This is a genomic window from Sphingobacterium sp. ML3W, from assembly GCF_029542085.1.
Taxonomy (GTDB): domain Bacteria; phylum Bacteroidota; class Bacteroidia; order Sphingobacteriales; family Sphingobacteriaceae; genus Sphingobacterium.
This window is the reverse complement of sequence record NZ_CP107036.1, coordinates 1,898,993-1,922,455: the sequence shown is the minus strand read 5'-3', so window position 1 is coordinate 1,922,455 and position 23,463 is coordinate 1,898,993. Positions and strand designations below refer to the sequence as shown.

At 40.2% G+C, this 23,463-nt stretch carries 22 protein-coding genes; 11 read left to right on the top strand and 11 right to left on the bottom strand.

Annotation, left to right across the window (positions count from 1 at the left end):
• Positions 1 to 1,206: an exonuclease subunit SbcD gene (sbcD, locus tag OGI71_RS08230; RefSeq protein ID WP_282254908.1), complete on the bottom strand. Its 1,206-nt coding sequence runs from the start codon at positions 1,204 to 1,206 to the stop codon at positions 1 to 3.
• A gap of 224 nt (positions 1,207 to 1,430) precedes the next feature.
• Between sbcD and OGI71_RS08225 the strand changes: the two genes are divergently transcribed.
• Positions 1,431 to 2,129 (top strand): prolyl oligopeptidase family serine peptidase, encoded by a 699-nt coding sequence (locus OGI71_RS08225; protein WP_282254907.1) that lies wholly within the window; start codon positions 1,431 to 1,433, stop codon positions 2,127 to 2,129.
• Positions 2,130 to 2,308: 179 nt separating this feature from the next.
• Here the strand turns inward: OGI71_RS08225 and OGI71_RS08220 are convergent, their stop codons facing one another.
• Together OGI71_RS08220 and OGI71_RS08215 are read right to left on the bottom strand one after the other, a co-directional pair.
• Positions 2,309 to 3,070: a murein L,D-transpeptidase catalytic domain family protein gene (locus tag OGI71_RS08220; protein WP_259178786.1), complete on the bottom strand. Its 762-nt coding sequence runs from the start codon at positions 3,068 to 3,070 to the stop codon at positions 2,309 to 2,311.
• 82 nt (positions 3,071 to 3,152) lie between these two features.
• Positions 3,153 to 4,172 carry a L,D-transpeptidase gene (locus OGI71_RS08215; protein WP_282254906.1) on the bottom strand — a complete coding sequence of 340 codons (1,020 nt, stop codon included), beginning with the start codon at positions 4,170 to 4,172 and terminating at the stop codon, positions 3,153 to 3,155.
• 103 nt (positions 4,173 to 4,275) lie between these two features.
• Here OGI71_RS08215 and OGI71_RS08210 point away from each other — a divergent pair, with 103 nt between their 5' ends.
• Both OGI71_RS08210 and OGI71_RS08205 read left to right on the top strand, forming a co-directional pair.
• Complete coding sequence (locus OGI71_RS08210) at positions 4,276 to 4,683, top strand: NUDIX domain-containing protein (protein ID WP_282254905.1); 408 nt, start codon at positions 4,276 to 4,278, stop codon at positions 4,681 to 4,683.
• 78 nt (positions 4,684 to 4,761) lie between these two features.
• Positions 4,762 to 6,144: an OmpA family protein gene (locus OGI71_RS08205; protein ID WP_282254904.1), complete on the top strand. Its 1,383-nt coding sequence runs from the start codon at positions 4,762 to 4,764 to the stop codon at positions 6,142 to 6,144.
• A gap of 187 nt (positions 6,145 to 6,331) precedes the next feature.
• On the opposite strand, the gene OGI71_RS08200 is transcribed toward OGI71_RS08205, so the two are convergent.
• Entirely contained in the window at positions 6,332 to 7,384 is a 1,053-nt protein-coding gene (locus tag OGI71_RS08200; protein ID WP_282254903.1) for an outer membrane beta-barrel protein, read from the bottom strand.
• Positions 7,385 to 7,644: 260 nt separating this feature from the next.
• Here OGI71_RS08200 and OGI71_RS08195 point away from each other — a divergent pair, with 260 nt between their 5' ends.
• Entirely contained in the window at positions 7,645 to 8,949 is a 1,305-nt protein-coding gene (locus tag OGI71_RS08195) for an ammonium transporter (protein WP_282254901.1), read from the top strand.
• Positions 8,950 to 9,066: 117 nt separating this feature from the next.
• Positions 9,067 to 9,372, top strand: a complete 306-nt coding sequence (locus OGI71_RS08190; protein ID WP_282254900.1) for a hypothetical protein — start codon at positions 9,067 to 9,069, stop codon at positions 9,370 to 9,372.
• On the opposite strand, the gene OGI71_RS08185 is transcribed toward OGI71_RS08190, so the two are convergent.
• Positions 9,369 to 9,905: a lipocalin family protein gene (locus OGI71_RS08185; protein WP_282254899.1), complete on the bottom strand. Its 537-nt coding sequence runs from the start codon at positions 9,903 to 9,905 to the stop codon at positions 9,369 to 9,371. The genes OGI71_RS08190 and OGI71_RS08185 overlap by 4 nt on opposite strands.
• A 99-nt stretch (positions 9,906 to 10,004) precedes the next feature.
• Here OGI71_RS08185 and OGI71_RS08180 point away from each other — a divergent pair, with 99 nt between their 5' ends.
• From OGI71_RS08180 to OGI71_RS08170, 3 genes are all read left to right on the top strand, one after another.
• On the top strand, positions 10,005 to 10,466 hold the full coding sequence (locus OGI71_RS08180; RefSeq protein WP_282254898.1) for a DUF4268 domain-containing protein: 462 nt from the start codon (positions 10,005 to 10,007) through the stop codon (positions 10,464 to 10,466).
• A gap of 22 nt (positions 10,467 to 10,488) precedes the next feature.
• On the top strand, positions 10,489 to 11,283 hold the full coding sequence (locus OGI71_RS08175; protein ID WP_208642440.1) for a S1/P1 nuclease: 795 nt from the start codon (positions 10,489 to 10,491) through the stop codon (positions 11,281 to 11,283).
• Positions 11,284 to 11,446: 163 nt separating this feature from the next.
• Positions 11,447 to 13,237 (top strand): ABC transporter ATP-binding protein, encoded by a 1,791-nt coding sequence (locus OGI71_RS08170; RefSeq protein ID WP_282254896.1) that lies wholly within the window; start codon positions 11,447 to 11,449, stop codon positions 13,235 to 13,237.
• Between the two features lie 19 nt (positions 13,238 to 13,256).
• Here the strand turns inward: OGI71_RS08170 and OGI71_RS08165 are convergent, their stop codons facing one another.
• Positions 13,257 to 14,195, bottom strand: coding sequence for a multidrug resistance efflux transporter family protein (locus OGI71_RS08165; RefSeq protein ID WP_282254895.1), 939 nt, complete (start codon positions 14,193 to 14,195; stop codon positions 13,257 to 13,259).
• Positions 14,196 to 14,356: 161 nt separating this feature from the next.
• Between OGI71_RS08165 and fabV the strand changes: the two genes are divergently transcribed.
• A complete protein-coding gene (fabV, locus tag OGI71_RS08160) occupies positions 14,357 to 15,559 on the top strand; it encodes an enoyl-ACP reductase FabV (protein ID WP_282254894.1) in 1,203 nt (400 codons plus the stop codon).
• Positions 15,560 to 15,680: 121 nt separating this feature from the next.
• On the opposite strand, the gene OGI71_RS08155 is transcribed toward fabV, so the two are convergent.
• Positions 15,681 to 16,865: an MFS transporter gene (locus tag OGI71_RS08155; RefSeq protein WP_282254893.1), complete on the bottom strand. Its 1,185-nt coding sequence runs from the start codon at positions 16,863 to 16,865 to the stop codon at positions 15,681 to 15,683.
• A gap of 53 nt (positions 16,866 to 16,918) precedes the next feature.
• On the bottom strand, positions 16,919 to 17,167 hold the full coding sequence (locus tag OGI71_RS08150) for a hypothetical protein (protein WP_282254892.1): 249 nt from the start codon (positions 17,165 to 17,167) through the stop codon (positions 16,919 to 16,921).
• Between the two features lie 202 nt (positions 17,168 to 17,369).
• Between OGI71_RS08150 and OGI71_RS08145 the strand changes: the two genes are divergently transcribed.
• Positions 17,370 to 17,780: an OsmC family protein gene (locus tag OGI71_RS08145; RefSeq protein WP_282254891.1), complete on the top strand. Its 411-nt coding sequence runs from the start codon at positions 17,370 to 17,372 to the stop codon at positions 17,778 to 17,780.
• Between the two features lie 228 nt (positions 17,781 to 18,008).
• Entirely contained in the window at positions 18,009 to 18,443 is a 435-nt protein-coding gene (locus OGI71_RS08140; RefSeq protein WP_282254890.1) for an FKBP-type peptidyl-prolyl cis-trans isomerase, read from the top strand.
• A gap of 126 nt (positions 18,444 to 18,569) precedes the next feature.
• Here the strand turns inward: OGI71_RS08140 and OGI71_RS08135 are convergent, their stop codons facing one another.
• The 3 genes from OGI71_RS08135 to gyrA are packed head-to-tail and all read right to left on the bottom strand — an operon-like array spanning position 18,570 to position 23,421.
• Positions 18,570 to 19,742, bottom strand: a complete 1,173-nt coding sequence (locus tag OGI71_RS08135) for a tetratricopeptide repeat protein (protein ID WP_282254889.1) — start codon at positions 19,740 to 19,742, stop codon at positions 18,570 to 18,572.
• A gap of 2 nt (positions 19,743 to 19,744) precedes the next feature.
• Positions 19,745 to 20,845: a tetratricopeptide repeat protein gene (locus tag OGI71_RS08130; protein ID WP_282254888.1), complete on the bottom strand. Its 1,101-nt coding sequence runs from the start codon at positions 20,843 to 20,845 to the stop codon at positions 19,745 to 19,747.
• Between the two features lie 5 nt (positions 20,846 to 20,850).
• Complete coding sequence (gyrA, locus tag OGI71_RS08125; protein ID WP_282254887.1) at positions 20,851 to 23,421, bottom strand: DNA gyrase subunit A; 2,571 nt, start codon at positions 23,419 to 23,421, stop codon at positions 20,851 to 20,853.
• Between the last annotated feature and the right edge of the window lie 42 nt (positions 23,422 to 23,463).

Genomic DNA, 23,463 nt, shown 5'->3' with positions numbered 1-23,463 from the left:
TTAAGAATTTAGTATTTCGCGAAAAAGGTTGAGGATATCGTCATTGGGTGCCTGGTTGGCATTTTTGGATTTGAAATAATCCTGAAAAAGTGCAGATATATCTTGGGTCAGATTAATTTCTTTTGCATCAAGTGGGTTTTGTTTGTCGTGCTGCACAACCGGAATTAAATAGACGATACCCGGATGTGTCTGATAAATCAGTTTACGGTCTTCGGCTTTTAGGAAGGTTTCGGATTTGAGCGTTAATTCCACTAATGTTTCTGGATGCTCGGAGAGCCAAGTAATACAATGGTCGATATCGTCAAAGGATTTTCGGACTAAAGGTTTTCCTTGTCGGAGTGCAATGCGATCAAATGTGACATGTGCACCGGGTAGAGCATTGACAATGCTTATGTATTTGGTCTGGCCAGCTTCGGCGAAGCTATAGCAAAGGGGAGATGAGGCGTATACAACAGGTTTTTCCGGAGAGCCGATATTTTTGAATCCATGAATATGGCCGAGTGCCGTGTATTGAATCTGAGCCGGGATGGATTCTGAATAGATCAGATCAGCATTTCCAATTTTAATTGGCTTTTCCCCATCAGGCTCGTCGATTAATGGGGATCCAATTTTATTCATATAAAGGTGTGCTGTCAGTATATTGACACCCTTTTCGTCACAGTAGGTATCTGCTAATTTTTGCCAATTTTCGGCCAATGCTTTATTTAAACGAACTTCTTTGTCTTCACCAAGATATTGTTTAAGCCGAATTTCATTGGCATAGGCGGTATGGAGTATCCGGATCGGATAGTTATAGCCTTCCAGGCTCAACTCGATAAAACCATTGTCTGAACGTAGGACGGAAAAACCTTCGGCTGTAAATGGCGTTACAAGCGCATTTGGGTGACCGATGAGAATAATGCCAGATGCCCGGGCTAAAGGGTTTGGTGCATCAATCAAATTGGGTGAATCGTGGTTTCCAGCGATAGCGATAACAGGTCGGGTACCATTTTTTACCAATCGTTTGATCGTTTTGTAAAATAACTCGATAGCCTCTACACCGGGATTGAACGTATCAAAAAGATCTCCTGCGATAAGAACCAGGTCGACCTCTTGCTGGTCTGCGAGCTGAATAATCTCCTCCATGACCAAAAGTTGTTCGTCCATCCGAGAGAAGCTATCCAGTCGTTTCCCTAAATGCCAATCGGCAGTATGCAGTATTTTCATGATGAGCCCTTGTTTTTTTACGTAATAGTACAAACTAAGATAAATTTGGTCTGATATGCAATTATAATTGCATATCAGACCAAATTTGTAGGAACACAGGTTTGAAGAGCATAGTTTGATGCATTGAAAATGTTAAAAGTTGTTAAATGCGGCAGGTAAAAATAGTTTAATTGTATTTTTAGTCCTCCAAAATTAAGCTAAGTAATCGTAGATAAAATAAATTTATGCGTAAAATTTACCTGTCTTTGTGTGTTTTCTTTCTGTTTTTGATGAAGATAAATGCGCAGGAAATAGAAGCGATCAAAGGGGAAACAGCTTATCCTTTTCTATTGAAAGAAGCTGATGCCGATGATGAAACCTCGGAAAAACAACCTGTCTTTGTGTTTTTGCATGGTAGAAGTCTATCAGGTACGAATTTGGATCGGGTAAAACGTTACGGAGTACTGTATGCGATTAATAAAGGGCAGGAGGTGCCCGGAATTATCGTTGCTCCGCAATCCCGCGGTGGTTGGGATCCGGATAAAGTGATGGAGATCGTTGATTATGTTATCGCGCATTACAATGCTGATCCTGACCGTATTTACGTCTGCGGTATGAGTATGGGCGGTTATGGGACCATGGATGTTGCCGGAAAATATCCAGAGCGGATAGCTGCAGCAGTGGCGATTTGTGGTGGTGGATCGAGCCAATATGCTTCCAACCTGACGCAGGTTCCAATTTGGCTACATCATGGAACAGCTGATCGTGCAGTACCCATTTCAGAATCCAGAAAAATTATGAAAGCCATAAAAAAGGCGGACCCTGAAGCTGATGTGAGCTTAAATGTGATAAAAGGAGGGACACATGGTAGTGTAGAACGCTTATTTCACGATGATGCGATCTATGACTGGATGTTAAAATTTAAGAAAAAGCATAAATCCTAGGCTGTATGGTATAGCTATTTTATGTGTGGTCCTTTTGGTCCTTAAAAATATAATAAAAATGGGATGTCCAGTGAAGATCTGGACATCCCATTTTTATGAATTTTGTTTGTAACCCTTTCGAATCTAATTTTAAATAGCCAATTCTCGGGTTTCGTTTTTACATTTTAAATTTTCCTTAATTAACCTTCATCCGTGTTTTCAAGTCGTTGTTTTCGATTGAATTGCGCCATCAATACATTTGGTTGATGGATCAGGTGCGTTTTCGCAAGATAGTCGGGATTGTCCGCATAGATAAACAGGAGTGTTCCATCCTTTATTGTGTTGATGATCGGTCCGGCATATTCCCGGGGAACCGCAGGGCATCCGTAGCTTTTGCCTAACCTTCCCAAGCTTGATATAGTACCTGTGCTGCAGTAATCTGCGCCATGCATAACCACATATCGTGCTTTGGCATTGTCATTTATACCTTCTTCAAGGCCATCCAATACCAAGGAGTAGCCATTTTCACCGTTATAGGTGTTTTCGGTAACAAAAAATCCCAATGAGCTTTTTAATGACTCTTGCTGATTCGAAAAATTTGTAGCATAATTTTCACCACTATTTTTTCCGTGTGATACCAAGGTGTTAAAAAGCACTTTTTTGTGTTCCAGATCAAGTACAACAAGTCTTTTTTCCGTGGATGCCATGGAAAAGTCGATGACTGTCATAATATCTTTGTTGTGGATGGAAAGCTCTTTTCTACCTTCCATTGCTTGTCGAAATGCCTCGTATTTTAATACTGGGCCTAGATTCATTTCATCATATAAAGAATCAACGGCTGTCCGTTGACGTTCTACATTTATATGATGGGTGTTGGTTTGTTGATCTGTTGTTTTTAATTCTTCTTTTGATGACAATGCTGTATTAAGTGCCATTAAAAGAAACATAATCGTATTTCCCATTCTCCTCCCTTTTCTGTGTAGATGTTTACAAAAATAATTATTAAAGTTAATACATATTTGATTTACAGAATGTTAAATATTGTTAATCAATAACAATGACCAAGGAGGAAAGGTCTTTTGACCGTTTATAGACAAATTGAGCGTGAGATGACGCATTTCTGACACACATATGTGACTTAGGGGTTGTGCCCAAACTTTCACTGTATTCGATGATGCTACCGTTTGGATTATTGACCGGTACACCATGAATATAGGCTCCAGCGGTAAACCGGGTCGCATAGGGAGCAAATCCGCCATAGGTGCGTGTGCCATCTTCAAAATAGAACATTTTTGATTTGTGTTCCTGGACGACAAAAAGTCCGGTGGGTGTTTCTTGGGCATGCGGCGGTTTGTGTCGGCCACTGGTAACAGGGTTCATGCTACGCACGAGCCACTCTTTGCCCACTTTTTCCAATGTGCAGATGTTTTGGTTCTTGACATCAACAACATTAATAATGTTAAATTGTACACTATCGCTTATCAGTCGCAGATAGCGCTTGGGGACGGTATATTCCCCTTCAAATGATACACCGGCAATAGGTACCCGCGCTAAGGTGTCTGACCCCTTTAAACGGACCAACCATCCGTCGCGTCCGTAACGTACCGGTTTGTCTGTTGTTGGGTCATACAATGGTGCTGCCTGATAACGCTCGACATTGAAACTATCCGACACACGTTTGTAAGAATCCCGTTTGAAATCTTTAATTGTAGGTGCCTCACCTTTTTCATTTTGATAGTTTTGAAGGACGGCGTACAATGAGGGCGTCTGCTGAAAATTTTCAACATAGGCTAGACGTTCCTTTATTTTGTCCCATTGAAAGCTACGCGTGGTATCCCTATAGGGGTAGGTATCTTCAAGTGTGTATTTTTTGTAAAGCAGATCTTTTTTTATCATAATATCTGCTGCTGTCACTACTTTAGGCTTTTCTTCCTGTTTTTTAGCAGTGACAGTGTCTTGATGTCTAATTGGTTGCTCTTTTTCTGCTGTATTCTTCTTTTCCTGCTGGCAGCCCAACGATAGAAATAATAGGCTAAATACGAGACATGTTAATCCTTGATGCATATATGGATTATGTAAATTATTGTTTTGTTCTTTAAATATAAGAATAAAACACATTTTTTAAATGATTGACAAAAAGTTAGTTTTGTAATTTCAAGTAAAAAGTATGCATAGGATTGTAATTTGTTCGGCTATGATGCTGAACCCCGAAGGGGAGCTGTTGTTGGTTAGGAAAAAGGGATCAAAATATTTTCAATTGCCCGGCGGTAAGATTGCTGTGGGAGAAAGCGATTCGGAAGCCTTGGTTCGGGAACTCCGGGAAGAGTTGCAGTTTGATACAGAGCCTGCGACATTGCAGTTTATTGGTCGGCATGTGACGCAGGCGGTGAATGAGCGTGATACGCTGGTAGAAGGGTATATTTATTTGATCAAACTCGCTATGAAACTTGATTTTCAACCACAGGCCGAACTGGAGGAAGTAGAATGGATCAATAAGAGCAATTGGCAAGATTATCAGTTGGCACATCTGGCCGAAGAGTTCGTCATTCCAAAGTGGCTGTCAGGAGAGTTTTGATGTTGGATAGCATGATGTGAACAAATTAAGGCTTTGTTTGTTAATGTTTTATATGTAAACAATTAATAAACAAAGATTATGGAAAATCAGCTTTTAAAATCAGCGAAAGACTTTTTTGATGACGAGATTCTTACTCGAATCGGGCAAAGTTTAAACCAGGATAATGAACAGGTAAAACAGGGCTTAAATGTTGTTGTTCCCTCTTTGTTTTTGGGATTAAGCCAACAGACGGAAGGCGGTGGTGGGATTTCTACAATTCTAGAGCAGGCGAAACAGCGTTTTTCGAATTTTGACCTGAACCAACTTCTGGGCGGTCAGGAAGCTGGTTCAGGTGCCGAAGGGCAGCCAGGTGAATCTGGAAGTTCCGGAAACAGCAATATGCTGAATTCAATATTTGGTGGTGGTCTAGAGACCGTATTGGGTACAGTGGCAGGTTATCTGGGGTTCAGCGCTGAGTCGGTGCAGAAATTGATGGGTTTGTCCTTGCCAGCTATATTTTCAAGTTTGACTAATAGAGGTCAACAGTGGGATGCGAATACCATAAATAAAACTTTGCAGGATAATAAAACAGCTTTTGCTGCCGCTATTCCTGCAGGATTGGGTTTGGGTGCTTTTGGGAAATTATTTGATGGAGGTCATTTTTCTGCACCTGAAGAAGTCGTACCAGAACCTCCCGTGGAAGAACCCGTAAAACATATCGAAAACCATCCTGGAGCAACGGTTATAAATCCGGCCACGGAGCTGGAAGCACATAAGGAGCCGTTGGCATTGCCTAGAGCAGATGGAGCCAGAGCGGCGGCAGCATCGACCGTTTCATCTGGCGGAGGCTGGTGGAAGATTTTGGTTGCTTTGATCGTTATTGCATTGCTCTGGTTTTTGTTTGGAAAAGGCTGTAGTGGTAATAAAAATGTTGGTGTTACAGATAGCAGTGTCAATCAGGGGCAGGTGGACTCAGGAAATACAATGGGAAATGGTACGGCCAGTCAGATTGATCGTGAGCATTTGGATGTGATGTTGCCGAATGGAGGGAAGCTGGGGGCATTTAAAAGTGGTATAGAAGATCGGTTGGTACAATTTTTAAAATCCGACTATAAATCTTTGGGAGAAGATTCATTGAAAAATACTTGGTTTGATTTTGATAACCTGAATTTTGAAACCGGTACTGCGAAAGTATTACCTGAAAGCCAGGCTCAGCTCAGTAATCTGGCTGAGATTCTCAAAGCTTTCCCTGCTGCCAATGTGAAAATTGGTGGTTATACAGATAAAACCGGAAATGAAGAGTATAATAAAAAATTATCGTTGGATCGGGCAAATGCGGTGAAGGATTACCTGGACAAGGCGGGGCTGTCTAAACAGGTGACCGGAGCGGAGGGTTATGGCTCGCAATTTGCAAAATACCCTGCAGATGCACCAGAGACAGACCGGATTTTAGACCGACATGTTGCGGTTAGTGTAAGGTAATGGGGGGAGGTGAGATTCTAGACTTGAGATTCTAGATATGAGAGGAGAGATAAAAAAGCGGATCCAAAAGATCCGCTTTTTCTATTTGCAGAGATTGTATTTAATGGATATCTAATTGATTTCGCGAGGATATGAAATCATTCTTGCAAGCATTTATAGGTAAAAAAGAGTGTGGATAATACTTTATTTAGAAGCTATATACACATGCTAACAAAAATTGTCCGGCCGATTTTGTTGGGGATAGGTCATTCTTTATGAATTTTTCGGTATTGCTTTTGTCAAATCTAATTTCGGGAATGAATTTGAAGCCGTGGTAGTTGTATTCGGCTGTCAAGGTAGTTGCTAGCATATTTGAACTTGGGATGCCATTGCTTTCCTCTTTGTGCGTTTGGAAGAACTCCTCACGTAATCCTATTCCAAAATGCTCGGAGAGATGAACCCTTGGATAGAGTGCTATCCCAGTGTAACCACCTTCGGCTCTTCTCTTATAATGTGTGGCATTTACGCCGAGAAAGAATTTTGGTGTGAAATCATAATTTCCGACGAAATCTACGAGTGTGCCTGAGCTGTAGTTTTCTTTTCCACCCGCAGACGATCCTGTTAAGAAGTTGAGGTAAAAGCTTCCTTTATCGTTAGGTCTGTAAGTTAATTGTGAACCGACATGTGATACGCCGTTTATATCTTGGTATACATTCCAATCATTAAATATACCGACCATCAGCGCAAACTTGTCGGAGAAACTATAGGTTGCTTTCAGTCCGGCATCTTGAAAAGGGCCGGCACCAAATAAATAGGAGGTGGAGTAATGAAAATTGTAGGTGGGTGAAATGACTTCAAATCCGACAAATGTTCCCATAAATCCGGCGGTCAGATTGAGCTTGTCCGTTAGATTATAGCCTACATACAGATTTTGAATGTGGAAGCTGTTTTTGTCGTCTCCGGGTTGGCCGTCTCCATTTACGATAGATCGATATTGTCCGCGGGGTCCAAAAGATAGTTCTCCTACAAAAGATGCTTTCTTAAAATTCTTCTTTAAGGCTAGATCAACCATGCCAATGGAAACTGAATTATTGTCTTCAGTAAAGTAAGTGTTGATATTTGGTTTGTTTTGGAAGTCATATTTCCAGTAGGTATCTACTGATCCTGATATTTCTACTGATTTTTCCTTGTTTTCTTCTTGTGATTTTGATGTTTTGATGAAAATTATTGAAAAAATAATAAATGTTAAGATTTTTTTCATGTCTAAAAGGTTTTAAGTTTGATTTGTTTTGGGTTTTTTGGTTGGTTTTTAAATGATTTTTTATAGGTTTTTGTTGTTTTTGTCTTTGTTGATGTGAAATTATGTAAAAAATATTACAAAAAATAATATTTGATAGTAATTTTTCAATAAAAACACTTTATATTTGTCAAAACAATAAGTAAAAATGGGTTTTTGTTTTGTTTTTGTATTTTAAATAACAATTTATTGATGTATTAATAAAAACTAATCAGTTTAAACAAATGAAAAAAATTATTCCACTTTTAGTTCTGGTACTTTTGGGCGTATTGGGACTTGTATTTCCATCTATAGATTTGTCTGCACTCGACAAAGCGGAATTCGATACAGGGGATACAGCCTGGTTATTGACTTCCTCAGCGCTGGTGTTGATTATGACGCCCGGTCTGGCATTTTTTTACGGTGGAATGGTCAGTAAAAAGAATGTGATCTCAACGATGATGCAGAGTTTTATCTGTATGTGTCTGATGACAATCCTCTGGGTGATCGTCGGATTTAGTTTGGCCTTTGGCGAAGATATCGGTGGGATTATAGGTGATCCACGCACATTCTTTATGATGAAGGGGACCTTAGGAAATATCGCTTGGGGTGCATTGCCAACTATCCCATTGGTTTTATTCGCGATGTTTCAACTGAAATTTGCGATTATTACGCCGGCACTTATTACGGGTGCATTTGCCGAGCGTATCCGATTCAACTCTTATATGTTGTTTATTATCCTATTTGGTATCTTTATTTATATGCCATTGGCGCATGCGACCTGGCATCCGGAAGGGATTTTGGCGAAATTCGGTGTCCTTGATTTTGCCGGCGGTACGGTCGTGCACATGTCAGCAGGTTGGGCTGCGTTGGCGGCAGCGATTTATTTAAAAGGCCGTAAATTACAGACACACAATCCAGCCCGTATAAGCTATGTGATCCTGGGAACAGCCTTACTGTGGTTCGGTTGGTTTGGATTTAATGCCGGTTCGGCTGGCGGGGCTAATACAATAGCGGCTTATGCGTTTGCAACAACAACGACGGCTTCGGCGATGGCAGCGATGGCATGGATATTTGTCGATATTATCCGAGGTAAAAAACCATCAGCGATGGGTGCATGTATTGGTGCTGTCGTGGGCTTGGTTGCGATTACACCAGCAGCAGGCTTTGTCAGTATTCCACACGCCATGGTCATCGGGTTAGTCGCTGCATTGATCAGCAATCTGGTTGTCTATCTGAGAAGTAAAACAAGTATTGATGACACCTTGGATGTATTTCCTTGTCATGGTGTAGGTGGTATGGTAGGGATGGTGCTGACTGGCGTATTTGCTCACCATAATGTCAATCCTTTGGTCGTTGATAATGGCTTATTCTTTGGTGAAACGAAGTTGTTTTTTGTGCATACCGTTGCCTTGTTCGCAGTATCTTTCTTCGCCTTTGTGGGCTCGCTGGTTCTATTAAAAGTAACGGATCTAATTTCTCCTTTACGTGTGGAGGAAACAGATGAAGAACTTGGCCTGGACGTTTCTCAACACGCTGAGGCGCTTTAGGCCCTCTGACCGGAATAATTAATCATCCCAAACAATGCTTTTCCTTACAGCATTGTTTGGGATTTTTTTTGCACCTTTGCCAAAGGTTGAATAGGCTGGAATATTTGAGTTTATGCTATGAAAGATACTACAAAAGATACTTTACGTTCGGATTTTGAGAAAATGATGCGCTATTCCTTACAGAAAAATGGCGATTTTAGTTTTAATATATTTGGCGATTATGCCACGTCTGTTCTCAATTTCTATGTTGGAAGTTCCATTTTAGCAATAGCTGAAAAGCGTGATGCCGCGCTATTTCTTGCGAATCTATACAATGCTGGGATTAAAAATGCCATCGACCAGCAGGATCTTCAGGAGATTGCTGATGTTTTAGCACAGGATCCCACCCTCAATTATCAGGTACTGGCGCCGATTTTCGACTAATGTTTTGTCCAAACCAGATTACCGGTTTCATATCCACATTGTAATGCATAGGTTAGAAACTCGTTTCGGATCTTTTCTGGAATCGTTGTATCCCTGCCCAAAATCCACATATAATCGAGATTGTCTCCAAATATGAGTGCATATTTATAATCTGGAGTTATTTTTACAATGTTATAGCCATTGTAGAAGGGGCCGAAGAAGGAGACTTTCAATGCGCCTTCATGTGGACCATTGACAAATTTGGCTCTTCCGATGGATTGTTTCCATTGTTCTTTTTCCTCCGAATAGCCTTGGTTGTTTACCCGGATCGTTCCATTTTTATTTTTGCTGTATTCTGCTGAAACCTGACTCAGTCCTTTTTCCCAACGGAAATCGAGTCGAGCGATTTCAAACCATTTTCCAAGGTATTTATCTAAGTCAAAAGGGTCCACTACATCGGGGCGCGATATCACCGGCTTTAATGCATTGTATGCGACAGTTCCCAAAGCCACAGCGGCCAGCAGTAAGAGCGATTTTTTCTTGTCTATATTCATCTTTTGAATTTGTTTGTTGATAAAACAACAATTTTAATACCAATAAGGTTTAGGCATACTGAGCTATTTTCTTAATTTTGTGACTTAAAAATAGTATTTGTGTATTCTAGAGAAGAGGTAAAACAATTAAAACAGCTGTTCTGGACCAAGTTTGGGCAATTCATGTCCCTGCATGCATCTGCTGACGGTGAAAAAGTAAATTGGGTTAACTATAAAACAGGGGTCAAACAGCTGTATTTTAAAATGGATGCCGACAAGAAAGCTGCCAAAATTGCGATAACCTGGTCACATACTGATGCTGGAATCCGTGCGTTGATGGCAGAGCAATTTCTGCAGTACAAAAATCTGCTTCATGATATTTTGGGAGAAGAATGGGAATGGGATATGGATGGCTATGACGAATATGGCAAGCCGATTTGTCAGATCTACAAGACACTGGAAGGCCATAGTATTTTTAAGGAAATAGAGTGGGGGGAACTGATCACGTTCTTTAAACCACGGATGATTGCACTTGACGAGTTTTGGTCTTCCGCAAAATATGCGTTCGATATTTTTAAATAATTACAATTAAATAGATACAACAATGAAAAAAATGATTAAGGGTTTGCTGGCTGTGGCTTTGTGTTTTCAACTTTCATCGGTATTTGCCTGGGGAACCATTGGGCATCGTGTCGTCGCTGAGATCGCTGAGCGTCATTTGAACAAGAAAGCAAAAAAGAATATTGGAAAAATCATTGGACAGCAAAAGTTGGCATATTGGGCAAATTGGGGCGACTTTATCAAGTCGGATCCTAACCCAGAATTTAAGAAATTAGGTAATTCTCATTTTATAAATTTAAATTCAAATTTACCTTGGGCAGAGTTTCAACTGGGACTTGAAAATTCGGCTGATGAAAATTTATACAAAACAGCAATCCGTATCGAGCAATCTTTTGCAGATAAAAATATTTCGCTGGATCAACAGCAACAGAATCTTTATTTCTTGATCCATATCTTGGGGGATGCGCATCAACCTATGCATGTCAGCCGAGCAGAAGATCAGGGTGGAAATAAGATCGAAGTGAGCTGGTTTGGAAAAAAATCGAACATTCACCGCGTTTGGGACAGCGATTTGGTGGATAATGAGAAATATAGTTATACAGAGTACGCAACAGTATTGGATATCAATGGTAAAAAGGAAAACGAACAATTGGCCGCTGGTGAATTGTCCAATTGGTTGTATGAGTCAAATCAGCTTGCAGAAAAGATTTATGCTGATGTAGCCAACAATGCCAACCTGTCTTATTCCTACGTTTATCAAAATAAAGATACCATGGAGCAATGTTTACTCAAAGGTGGTCTGCGTCTGGCTAAGGTGCTGAACCGGATTTTTGGATAAGCACATTTAAAGCACAGTATATTGAAGTCGTATCATTGTTTATGGTACGACTTTTTTTTGCTCTGGTATTTCAGTTTTGCTGTATAGGATTTATATGATTTTCTATTTACTTTTAAACAAAGCATACTGCTTACTTGTTCCATACTTATCATAATCTTTCTCCATGACTATTCCACAGCTGTTTAAAAAAATTGTTCCCTTTGCCCGCCCTTATCGCAAGCTGATTGTTTATACTTTACTTTTGACCGTGGTAGGGTCATTTGCTGCTCAAATTAACGCATTTATTTTACGGTATACAGTAGATACCATTAATGCAATGATGGTGGCCAAGGAACCGTTGTCTAAGGGGCTGTATATTGTCGGGATCATCAGTGCGGTATTGTTGCTGAAGGAAATTATCTATGCGCTGGTGCAGTTTGGTCAAAAATTCTATGGGGAAAAACTTCGGATTTATATTGCACGTGATTTTTCACAGGCTATTGTGAGCCGCATTTTGACTTATAAACTTGCCTTTTATACTTCTGCAGATAATGAAAGTGGAAAGTTAGCCACACGTATAGATGCTGGAATCAGCTCACTTACACGTTTGGTGCAAAACTTCTTTATTGATATTTTGCCTTTATTTGCCAATGCTATCATCGCATTGGCTTGTATGTTCTATGCCAATGTATACGTAGGCCTGGTGGGTGTCGCAGTCATTCCATTATACCTTTACATTAGTCAGACCCAAGCCTCAAAACTGACAGGATTTAGGCGACAGATGCGTAATTACCGTGAATCTAAAAATAATCGAATTATCAGTCTTATTGAATCAATACTTGTGATCAAATCTTTTGTACGGGAGCCTGAAGAAGCAAAACGACATGAGAAGATTCAATTTGAGATGACCGAAAATCAAATGGAAACCCGAAAGACGAGTTTCTTTTACGATAGCATAAAGAATTTTGTGGAACAGATTGCAGTCGTTATCATTATTGTATTGACGGCCTATTTGGTGCTATCTGGACAAATTACAATTGGAGCCATTATGTTCCATATCATGCTGTTCAACAACGTCTCGGCACCGATTCGCCAATTGCATCGCATTTATGATGAGGTCAACGATGCCCTGATCTATTCGGAGTCTTTTTTTGAGATCCTGGAATCGGATGATCAGATTGAATCAAAAGGAACGTATCGGCCGGAGAAAATCCACGGTCATTTGGAATTGCGTCAGGTTTTCTTTGAGTATCCCAATGGGACACAGGCACTAAAAGATGTCAGCTTTGCTATTAAACCCAATGAAATTACAGCTTTAGTCGGACTAAGTGGTGCGGGGAAAAGTACAATTATCAACTTGTTGGATAAATTCTATGAACCGACAGGTGGGCAGATCTTATTGGATGGTGTAGATTTGGCAGATTATGATACTGCATTCCTCCGGCAGCATATCGGTATGGTGTTGCAGCGTAATCATATTTTTAAAGGGACAATATTTGAAAATATTGAATATGGCAAGATGGGGAGTTCACGGGAAGAAATCGTGGAAGCAGCTAAAAAAGCCTATATCCATCAACAGATTATGGAGTTGCCAAAAGGCTACGATTCTGATGCGCAATTGCTCTCTGGTGGACAGCAACAGCGTATTGCGATTGCACGGTTGTTTCTGAAAAATCCGCCTATTATTTTTCTGGATGAGCCCACAGCGAATCTGGATGCCATTGCTACGGAGCAGATTAAAAATAGCCTTGATGCGATCAAGAAAGATCGTACGGTAATTATTGTATCGCACAGCATCTCCCAGATTATTGATTCCAATGCAATTGTCGTGATGGAGAAAGGCCATGTTGTTGAGCAGGGGCAACATGAGGAACTTTATATACAGAAAGGAACCTACTACGAAATTTTTTCAGCTATGGCCAATAGTCTTAATTTAAGCAAGATCAGCAAGACCTTACAGGCTGATGAAAATTGATATCTTACGCTTTCGGACCTTAATTTGCACGACTATGGAGTATCATTCCAATGACAACGAGGGCAATTCCCACACAGGAATAACTATTTGGAAAGGCAGCTTGTAATAGTATTATTTCGCCCAATAGTGTAAAGATTACTTCCATGGCTTGCGTTGCTTCAATCGCCGCGAGGGCTTTGTGGTCGGTGCGGACCAGATCTGTTGCCGTAAAGAATAGGAGGGTGGCGATTATTCCAGAAAAAATGGCAACCATGAAGGTCTGCAGCAACTGACTCTCGGTTGGGAGCCCACTGTCCATATAGCCAAAGATGCTGAGCAGAATCCAAAAGGGCATGCTGCATAATGTCATGCCCAGTGTTCGTTGGAAGGCATCCAATTTATTTTCCGCTATTTGCATCATCTTGCGGTTTCCCAAAGGGTAGGCAATGGCCCCGATCAATACAGGGATGGTTCCCAATAACATGGACTTTATGGAGCTTGCACGTGCTTCTGAGATTTGCATGAGGACAATTCCCAAAAAAATAGTGATCGAGAACAGGAGTGAGGCTTTGGAAATTCCGCTTCGATTCTCTTTCTTTTCCAGTAAGGGCCCGATAAACATACCTGCGATAATGGTGAATTCAAAGGTACTGGCGACCAACCATGAGGGGCCAAAACTAGCACCAAAGGTAAGGGTGGCATAAAATACACCAAAACCTATTGTACTCCATAGCAACCACTGCGGTATGTTGGATTTGATGGCCTCAAAGAGAGGCGCTAAATTACCTCTAATGAATACGATAACAAACAAGATGGGAAGCATCCAGATGAAACGTAAGGATGCTGTCCATTGCCAGCTTCCACCCGAAACTGCCATAACGCGGTTTAAGACGAAGGTGCTGGCGAAAAATAATGCGGCAACTATTCCTAAAAAAAGTGCCGTATTTTTATTGTTTTTTATTGTAAATTGGAATGGCATAAATAAAAAGAATGTACTGTCAATTTAATACAGTGAAAGTAAGCAAATGCGCGTTTAATTGGAAATGAAACAAAAAGTAATTGATTTTTATGGCGATTTTCTCATTTAAAATTCCTTATTTTGCCTAATCAATAAAACAAGTAGTAAGAAAATTCATCAAGATGATTATACAACCAAGAACTAGAGGTTTTATTTGTTTAACCTCGCATCCACAAGGGGCTGCGCAAAACATTAAAAATCAAATTGAATACGTGAAATCGATGGGTGAGATCGCGAATGGTCCAAAGAAAGTGTTGGTGATCGGTGCTTCAACAGGATTTGGTATTGCATCCCGGATTTCTGCAGCGTTTGGTTCTGGAGCTGCTACAATCGGTGTATTTTTTGAAAAACCTGCGGCAGAAGGTAAGCCGGGTACCGCTGGTTGGTACAATTCTGCGGCTTTTGAAAAAGAAGCCCACGAAGCTGGATTATATGCCAAAAGTATCAATGGTGATGCTTTTTCGGACGATATCAAAAAACAGACCATTGAATTAATCAAAAAGGATCTGGGACAAGTAGATTTAGTGGTTTACAGTTTAGCATCTCCGCGTCGTACACACCCAAAAACAGGTGTTGCACACGCTTCTGTTTTAAAACCTATACAGGAACCTTTTACCGATAAAACGGTAGACTTCCATACGGGTGTTGTTTCGGATATTACGATTCAACCCGTAGAAAATAGTGAAGATATTGCCAATACAGTTGCCGTAATGGGTGGAGAAGACTGGAAATTTTGGATCGAAGATCTTAAAGCTGCAGGCCTTTTAGCTGAAGGCGCAAAGACAGTTGCTTATTCGTATATCGGCCCTGAATTGACTTATCCGATCTACCGCAATGGAACGATTGGCCGTGCGAAAGATGATTTGGAAGGTACTGTACCTGCAATCAACGCGATCTTAAGTGATCTTCACGGAGTAGCTTATGTTTCTGTAAACAAAGCTTTAGTGACACAGTCTAGTTCAGCGATCCCAGTTGTACCTTTGTACATTTCCTTATTATACAAGGTGATGAAAGAAAAAGGAATCCACGAAGGCACGATTGAACAAATGCAACGTTTATTTGCAGAGCGTCTTTATACTGCTGATGGCAAAGTATTGCTTGACGATAAAGGCAGAATCCGTGTTGACGACCTTGAGATGCGTGCAGATGTTCAGGCTGAAGTCGCCGCACTATGGGAGAAAGCGAATACAGAAAATTTGACTGAGATCTCCGATATCGAAGGTTACCGCAATGAGTTTTTTAACTTATTTGGTTTTAACTTTGATGGTATAGATTACAACGCTGATACCAATGAGGTTGTTGCTGTACCGAGCATTGAAAACTAATATAAGCTAACAATACGAGTAATATAAAAAAGGCTAACCGTCAGGTTAGCCTTTTTTCGTTTCTTCTATTTGTATATCCCCTGTAGTTTTTTGAGAATCTACCATGCACAGGTCGGGAGTGTCAGGCAAGCTTCGGTTTCCGATTATATAATAAATTGCCTACGACTGCAAAACCAATAGACACCATAACGGCACTAAAGGGGTAGATACCAGTCATGCCAACATTGTTGGCTACAAAACCGATCAAGGGACCTGTAATCCCCAGAGAAATATCAATAAATAATCCGTATGCAGCCAATGCCGAGCCCTGTTGGCTTTGATCGACCTTTTTGATCGCTTCCACCCCAAGGGCAGGAAAAACGAGTGAAAAGCCAAGGCCTGTTAATGCTGCTCCAACAAGTGTCCAAAGGGGATGGAGGGCGAGGGCAATAACCAATAAACCTAATGATTCTACAAAAAGACTGACCAAGGCGACTTTCAAACCTCCATATTGATCAATGACCTTATTGAACACAAGCCTTGTCAGGATAAAGAAAATACCAAAAACGGTCAAACAGGCAGCACCATTCTGCCAGTTAAAATGCTCATAATACAGTGTCATAAAGGTCGATATACTCCCAAAACCGAGACCGCCCAGGGCCAGACAGGTCCCAAATGGAGCGACAGTCAAAAGTACACGCTTGAAACTGACAGTGCTAGTCTTCTTGGCGATCACCCGAAAGGGAGTTTTTGATTTGCTATAAAGATAGCCCAAGATACCAATAGCAAAGGTCAGCAGTCCCAATGATTCATAATTGATATGGTCAACCATCAATACACCCAATGGTGCTCCGAGGGCAAGTGCGCCATAACTCGCAATACCATTAAAGGAGATGGCTTTGGCAGCATGTTCATCGCCTAGCTCCAATAGCGCCCAATTGATCGGACTGGCGCCGACCAGTCCCTCGCCAATGCCTGTGAATAACCTTGTGATCAGCAATAAACCAAGGCTTATGAAAGGCTGCGATTTGAATAAAAAGACGAATAGGAGTAAGATCCCCGAAAGCGCAAAAAAGAGCATACTGCGCAGGACCGATACCTTGGGGCCTTTGGTATCCACTATTTTTCCGGCATAACCCCGTAATAAAAAGGTCGCAATATATTGGACACTGATGACCAATCCGGCGATAATTGTATTAAACCCTAAAATTTGATGAATAAAAATGGGTAAGGTCGCAAGTGATAAGCCAATTGTGAAATAACCGAGAAAAGTTAAAGAAACATAGCCTAAAATCTTTTTATTGACCTCCCGAAGAGAAACTGTCATTTTAAAAAATTTTAGGCAAAAGTACGTGTTTAGGCTTGTTTTTAGAAATAAAATTAGTAGACGACTGTCTCCTTAATCTCACAATTTTTTTCAAGCCATTCCTGATCGAATTGTTTAGGTGATACTTTTTTGCCTTGATAGATATAGTAGATTTTTTCAGATTCTCCTTTTACTGGCGGTCCGGGAATCTTATTGACAATTTTTTCTTCGGGACAATCTTGAATTAAGGCATGTTGCGTGTTCTGACGAGTTTTACAAGAAGTGAATGCTACTAAGATGAGGAGATACGCTAATTTATTCATGAGTTTAGTTTTATTGTAGTGAATAACGAGACATTCTTCAGAAGTGCGACATGATTTTATACAATAAAATACAACTTTTTATAGGCAGGTTTGTTGTATATATAGATCGTTCTTAAATGGATCTGGAGTGTTATTTCCAGCAAATCTTTGAAAATAAAGGTAGTATCGAAGGATAATAATATATAACAACAAAGAAATAATCATGAGAAGAAAAGCAACAGCCCAATGGAATGGGAGTCTAAAAGAAGGTAAGGGAAATCTGACCACAGATAGTACGGTATTGGATCAGGCACAATATTCGTTTTCAACACGGTTTGAGAATGGTATTGGCACCAACCCGGAAGAGCTATTGGCCGCAGCCCATGCCGGATGTTTTACGATGCAGCTGAGCGCATTTTTAACAGAAGCTGGTTTTGTACCCGATGAACTCAAAACGGTATCAACCATTGTATTTGAAAATGGTGCAATCGTGCGTTCTGAGTTGGAACTGACCGCAAAAGTACCTTCCATTGACGATGCGGAATTTCAGGCGTTTGCTCAGAAAGCAAAGGATAATTGCCCAGTCAGCAAAGCATTTAGCTTTGAAAAAACGTTACATGCTGCCTTGGTATAGCAGTTTGGAATATAAAAATAAGTGTAGATCGGTGTAGATCTACGATATGAATGCAGTGACGTTTTAGGCTTCCCTAAAAATCGCTGCATTTTTTCTTTAAAAAGATAAAAAGCCGTTACTTTGACCCTTGGTCAGTATGTTGCGTTCCGCAATCGAGCAAATCTATCGCGAATACTGTGGCTGTATGTGCAGCGCTGATCACCACTTTAGCATTTAAACGATATTACTTTGGTACAGAGAAAGAAAAATAAGCTAAACGCGACAGCGTTATTGGAAAAGAATAGGGAGGAAGGAATCACATTTCTAAAAGAGAATGCTACGCAGGAAGGTGTAACAGTCTGTCCATCGGGTTTACAATATAAAATATTGACGGAAGGTGCCGGTAAAATTCCGGTGAAGACCTCAAAAGTAATCTGTCATTATAAGGGTGAGCTATTGGACGGAACGGTATTTGACAGCTCCTATAGGCATAAACGGCCAGAAACATTTTATATCAATGAACTTATCCGTGGTTGGCAGGAGGCCATGTGTATGATGCCTGTTGGATCAATCTGGCAAGTTTACCTTCCACCGCATTTAGCTTATGGAAAGGAAGAACTAATGCCCCGAAAAGGAGGGGAGTGCACTTTGGTATTTCAGATTGAACTGATCGCAATTTTATAATAGACTGATTGGAAATACTAATTTCCAAATAAAGGAGGCTAAGCTCAAACAAAAATAATAATTACGGTTCAAGCATAAAAAAATCCCCAACAAACGCTGGGGATTTTCTATTTATTTTGGAAAAATTTATTCTAATTCCTTGATTTTGGCATTGACTTCAGTAGTTTTAGCTTCATCTTGCATAAAAACATAGTAGTTCTTTAGATTTGTTAAAGCATCTACATTCTTTGGTTGCAAAGAAACAGCCTTCTCCAAGTAAGGTAATACAGGTTTCAATTCTGCTTTAATCTTGTCCACTTCTGTGTTATATTGCGCCTGTGTCAATTTTCTGTTGTTGTTAACAACATTTAGTTTTTCACGAATTTTATTCATCAACGTGATCGCTAAATTTGTATTGGCTTCAAAGAAGTTAGGATCGATTTCCAACGCTTTTTTGTATGCTGCAACTGCTGCCTCATCATTTTTTGCTGATGCTTGTGCGATACCTAAATAATAGTTTAAGCTTTTATTCGATGGATCTTTAGCCAATTGTGTCGTGATAGCATCAATTGTCTCTTTCTCGTGTCCTGTGATCAAATTCAATTCGATATTTTGCGTCATCGCTGCATTGTCATCCGGGTAAGCTTCAGCAGCTTTCTTCGCATATTCAAGAGCAGAAGTTGTGTCTTGCAATGATAAGTACAATTTCGGTAAATCAACCATAATTGTTTTATGTGAAGAGAAATCTTTTCTAGGGATCAATTCTTTGTAACGTTCGATCGCATTTTTATAATCCTTGTTGGACAATGCCGCTACACCACTGTAGTAAGTCACTAGCGTATCTCCAGGAAGGTACGTCAATGCTTTGGTGAACGAACTATAAGAATCGGCGTATTTTTGTGCCTGGTATTCTTCAGCACCAATATTGAAGTTGTATTGTCCAAGGATTTGCTCAGCTACAGTGATGTTTGCTTTGTTTGCTCCATCTGTATCCAATTGTTTTGCTTTGGCAATACCATCTTCTGCTAATTTTGCCAACTCAGTGGATTTATCTATAGTCGATAAGTTTGCGTTAACCAAAGCGTATACTGTCCAAGCTTCTGCATTATCTTTTGTTTTCTCGTTGATGACGGCAGCGTCAATAGCTTCTTTTGCTGATTTAAGATTTGGTAAGCCTAATTGTGCAGTACCAGCATCTTTTAATTCCTGAAATTTAGCAAGACCAGTTTTTGCCTTTTTTACGTTACCCGTTTGAGCGAAAGAAACTGATGTAGATACAGTACCTATTGCCGCTAATAATAATAGAGATTTTAAATTCATATCTATTTAACTGTTAATTGATTCAATAATAAATTCACCCTGTCTAATTGTAACGCATCATCGATAAGCGTATAATATTTTGCTAAGGCTTTTAAGGCATTAACATCGTAGGGTTTGATTTCGTTTGCTTTTAATAGATATTCGACCGTTAAATCCTGGATATCCTGGTTTGTCGGATCTTTTAATAGCGTTTCGAGATTAATTAAGCCCAATGCCAAATTAGATTCATAATTGTTTGGATCTAATCGTAACACATTATTATAGTATTCTTTTGCTTTTTTTAGATCATTCGCATTTTCGTAAGAATAACCGGCAATGTAATTTAATTCAACATTTTCAGGTTCCAAACGAATTGCATCAGCGATAACATTCAATATTGCATCGTACGAATTATTGGCCGAATACACATCTATTAATCTAAAAAGGATTTGCTTATTCTCTGGGAATATAGCATGTCCTTTCTCTAGAACGTTTAAGACATCCTGTTTAGTACCTCCTAAGCTATAAATTTGTGCCAATTCCAAAAAGTAGTTAGGCTTGGGATTTTCAGCTTTAATAAGCTCGTTATAGTAATTAATAGCATTCATATAATCTTTGTTTTTTCCGGCAAGTACGGCAAGATTATATTTGAGGTCGGTATTTTTAAAACCAAGGGAGTCTATTCGAAGGTAAGCCTTATATGCTTTATCAAATTTATCATCTTTTAGTGCGATACCGCCCTGATAGGAGATTGCGCCTGCAAGATTTTGACGAACATAGTCCATCTCTGCAGGAAAATTCCGACGCGCCTTTTTTGCATCCAACAATTTTAGCGATTTGATGGATATATCTATCGGGTCTAGTTTATACTGCTGTTTTCTAGTTGAATCTGCAACCGCCAATGAGCTATATACCAAAGCCCTTAAAAGGTTATTATTGACAGCAGACGTATCTTTTTTTGTTAGAAATGCGGCGTCAGCAAACTTTCTGGCATTTTCGAGATGTTTGAAGTCACCAGTTTTGGTATATAAAGCAAAACTGTTGCTGCCCTCTTTCAAATTTGATTGGGCAGCAACAGTTAAACTACTTGCAGATATTAACAATGATATCAGTAAGTTTTTCATGCAGTTTATTCTTCGTTTGAATCTATATTTTCTTCGGAAGCCGATCCTTCGTTATCTCCTTCTGTTGAATTTTCGATATCCCCAGATTCCTCGTCAGATTCTTCTTCACGATCTACTTTCGTAATGGAAGCAATCTCGTCGTTGTCTTTCAGATTAATGAGTCTCACACCCTGTGTTGCACGGCCCATCACACGTAATCCTTCTACAGCAATCCGGATAACGATACCAGACTTATTGATGATCATTAGGTCTTCAGCGTCTGTAACACCTTTTATCGCAACCAATTCACCTGTTTTATCGGTTACATTGATTGTTTTGACTCCCTTACCACCACGATTTGTGACACGGTAGTCTTCGATATCGGTACGTTTTCCGTAGCCTTTCTCCGAAACCACCAATACAGTTGTTTCTGAATCATTGACACTAATCATGCCAATCACCTCATCACTTTCGGCAGACAATGTAATACCGCGAACTCCTGTTGCTGTACGACCCATTGGACGAACGGTAGACTCATTAAAGCGGATTGCTCTTCCTGAGCGTAGTGCCATCACAATTTCGCTGCTTCCTGTGGTTAAACAAGCTTCGATTAATTGATCACCTTCGTTGATGTTGATCGCATTGATACCATTTGCTCTCGGACGGGAATAAGCTTCTAAAGACGTTTTCTTGATGGTACCTTTTTTAGTACACATGATAATGAAGTTGTTTTCCAAGTATTCTTGGTCTTTCAGGTTCTTCACTAAGATAAATGCCTTAATTTTCTCTTCCTTCGGTACATTGATGATGTTTTGAAGTGCACGGCCTCTCGATGTCCGGCTTCCTTCAGGAATCTCAAATGCACGTAACCAGAAACAGCGGCCTGCTTCGGTAAATAGGAGCATATAGTTGTGCGCTGAAGCTGTAATAATATGCTCTGTGAAATCCTCTTCACGTGTATTTGTTCCGATTGATCCACGACCACCACGACCTTGACGTTTATATTCTGATAATGGCGTGCGTTTTACATAGCTGTTGTGGGAGATGGTGATCACGATTTCTTCGTCATCAATAAAGTCTTCCATGCGCATGTCTTCCGCAGAGTGTACAATCTGAGATCTACGTTCGTCACCATATTTTTCTTTGATCTCAATCAACTCATCTTTGATGATCTTCATACGGAGTTCTTCGTCTGCCAATATAGATTTCAAATAATCAATTGTTTTCATCAATTCAGCATATTCTTCTTTGATCTTATCACGTTCCAGTCCTGTCAGACGACGCAAGGTCATATCCAGAATCGCACGTGCCTGAAGATCGGATAAACCAAATTTCTCCATTAATCCAAGACGCGCATCTTCAGGTGTATCGGAGTTACGGATTAATTTAATGACTTCATCCAAATGATCCAACGCGATCAGATATCCTTCTAAGATGTGAGCACGTTTTTCAGCCTCCGCCAATTCGTAACGTGTACGTCTGACGATGACATCGTGTCTATGTTCAACAAACTCACGAATCATATCTTTTAGATTCATCAGCACAGGTCTTCCTTTAACTAAGGCGATGTTATTGACTGAAAAAGAAGTTTGTAGGGCTGTGTATTTAAATAGATTGTTTAATACGACATTCGCATTAGCATCACGTTTAATATCATAAACGACACGCATACCTGTACGGTCAGATTCGTCACGGATAGCAGAAATACCTTCCAGTTTCTTCTCGTTAACCAGATCAGCAGTACGTTCAATCATATTGGCCTTATTCACCTGATAAGGGATTTCGGTCACAATAATTTGTTCTTTTCCAGATTTGGTTGTTTCAATTTCTGCTTTTGCACGCATGACGATACGGCCACGACCTGTATTACAAGCATCTTGAACACCAGCATAACCATAGATCAATGCCCCAGTTGGAAAATCAGGACCTTTAATATGCTGCATCAATTCAGGTACTTCAATATCGCGGTTATCGATGAAGGCAATGGTACCATCAATTACTTCAGACAGGTTATGTGGCGCCATATTCGTTGCCATACCTACAGCGATACCAGAAGCTCCATTAACCAAAAGGTTAGGGATACGGGTCGGTAATACGGTAGGTTCCTGTAGAGAGTCGTCAAAGTTATTTTGGAAATCAACAGTATCTTTGTTGATATCGGAAAGCATTTCTTCGGCAATCTTTTTTAATCTCGCCTCTGTATAACGCATTGCCGCAGGAGGGTCACCGTCAATGGAACCGTAGTTACCTTGACCGTCTACCAACGGATAGCGTAAACTCCAATCTTGAGCCATACGAACCATGGTGTCGTAAACGGAAGAATCACCGTGTGGGTGATATTTACCTAATACGTCACCAACGATACGGGCAGACTTTTTATAAGGCTTGCCACTGGTAACCCCTAAGTCCAACATACCATAAAGTACACGTCTGTGTACAGGCTTCATGCCGTCACGTGCATCAGGAAGAGCCCGGGATACAATGACAGACATGGAGTAGTCAATGTAAGCAGACTTCATCTGATCCTCGATATTGATTGGGATAATCCGGTCGTTTGCCGGAACAAGATTGTTGTCGTTTTCTGTTTCTTCAGCCATATGAATTTGGTTTCAATAAAACTAGTAAGCAAGCCTTTTTAA

Coding starts and splice junctions, on each gene's coding strand:
- OGI71_RS08220 (WP_259178786.1), bottom strand. CDS start 3,070: ATGGGAAATACGATTATGTTTCTTTTAATGGCACTTAATACAGCATTG.
- OGI71_RS08185 (WP_282254899.1), bottom strand. CDS start 9,905: ATGAATATAGACAAGAAAAAATCGCTCTTACTGCTGGCCGCTGTGGCT.
- OGI71_RS08150 (WP_282254892.1), bottom strand. CDS start 17,167: ATGAATAAATTAGCGTATCTCCTCATCTTAGTAGCATTCACTTCTTGT.
- OGI71_RS08175 (WP_208642440.1), top strand. CDS start 10,489: ATGAAAAAAATGATTAAGGGTTTGCTGGCTGTGGCTTTGTGTTTTCAA.
- OGI71_RS08190 (WP_282254900.1), top strand. CDS start 9,067: ATGAAAGATACTACAAAAGATACTTTACGTTCGGATTTTGAGAAAATG.
- OGI71_RS08215 (WP_282254906.1), bottom strand. CDS start 4,172: ATGCATCAAGGATTAACATGTCTCGTATTTAGCCTATTATTTCTATCG.
- OGI71_RS08200 (WP_282254903.1), bottom strand. CDS start 7,384: ATGAAAAAAATCTTAACATTTATTATTTTTTCAATAATTTTCATCAAA.
- OGI71_RS08170 (WP_282254896.1), top strand. CDS start 11,447: ATGACTATTCCACAGCTGTTTAAAAAAATTGTTCCCTTTGCCCGCCCT.
- OGI71_RS08195 (WP_282254901.1), top strand. CDS start 7,645: ATGAAAAAAATTATTCCACTTTTAGTTCTGGTACTTTTGGGCGTATTG.
- fabV (WP_282254894.1), top strand. CDS start 14,357: ATGATTATACAACCAAGAACTAGAGGTTTTATTTGTTTAACCTCGCAT.
- sbcD (WP_282254908.1), bottom strand. CDS start 1,206: ATGAAAATACTGCATACTGCCGATTGGCATTTAGGGAAACGACTGGAT.
- OGI71_RS08135 (WP_282254889.1), bottom strand. CDS start 19,742: ATGAATTTAAAATCTCTATTATTATTAGCGGCAATAGGTACTGTATCT.
- OGI71_RS08165 (WP_282254895.1), bottom strand. CDS start 14,195: ATGCCATTCCAATTTACAATAAAAAACAATAAAAATACGGCACTTTTT.
- OGI71_RS08205 (WP_282254904.1), top strand. CDS start 4,762: ATGGAAAATCAGCTTTTAAAATCAGCGAAAGACTTTTTTGATGACGAG.
- OGI71_RS08145 (WP_282254891.1), top strand. CDS start 17,370: ATGAGAAGAAAAGCAACAGCCCAATGGAATGGGAGTCTAAAAGAAGGT.
- OGI71_RS08155 (WP_282254893.1), bottom strand. CDS start 16,865: ATGACAGTTTCTCTTCGGGAGGTCAATAAAAAGATTTTAGGCTATGTT.
- OGI71_RS08225 (WP_282254907.1), top strand. CDS start 1,431: ATGCGTAAAATTTACCTGTCTTTGTGTGTTTTCTTTCTGTTTTTGATG.
- gyrA (WP_282254887.1), bottom strand. CDS start 23,421: ATGGCTGAAGAAACAGAAAACGACAACAATCTTGTTCCGGCAAACGAC.
- OGI71_RS08130 (WP_282254888.1), bottom strand. CDS start 20,845: ATGAAAAACTTACTGATATCATTGTTAATATCTGCAAGTAGTTTAACT.
- OGI71_RS08210 (WP_282254905.1), top strand. CDS start 4,276: ATGCATAGGATTGTAATTTGTTCGGCTATGATGCTGAACCCCGAAGGG.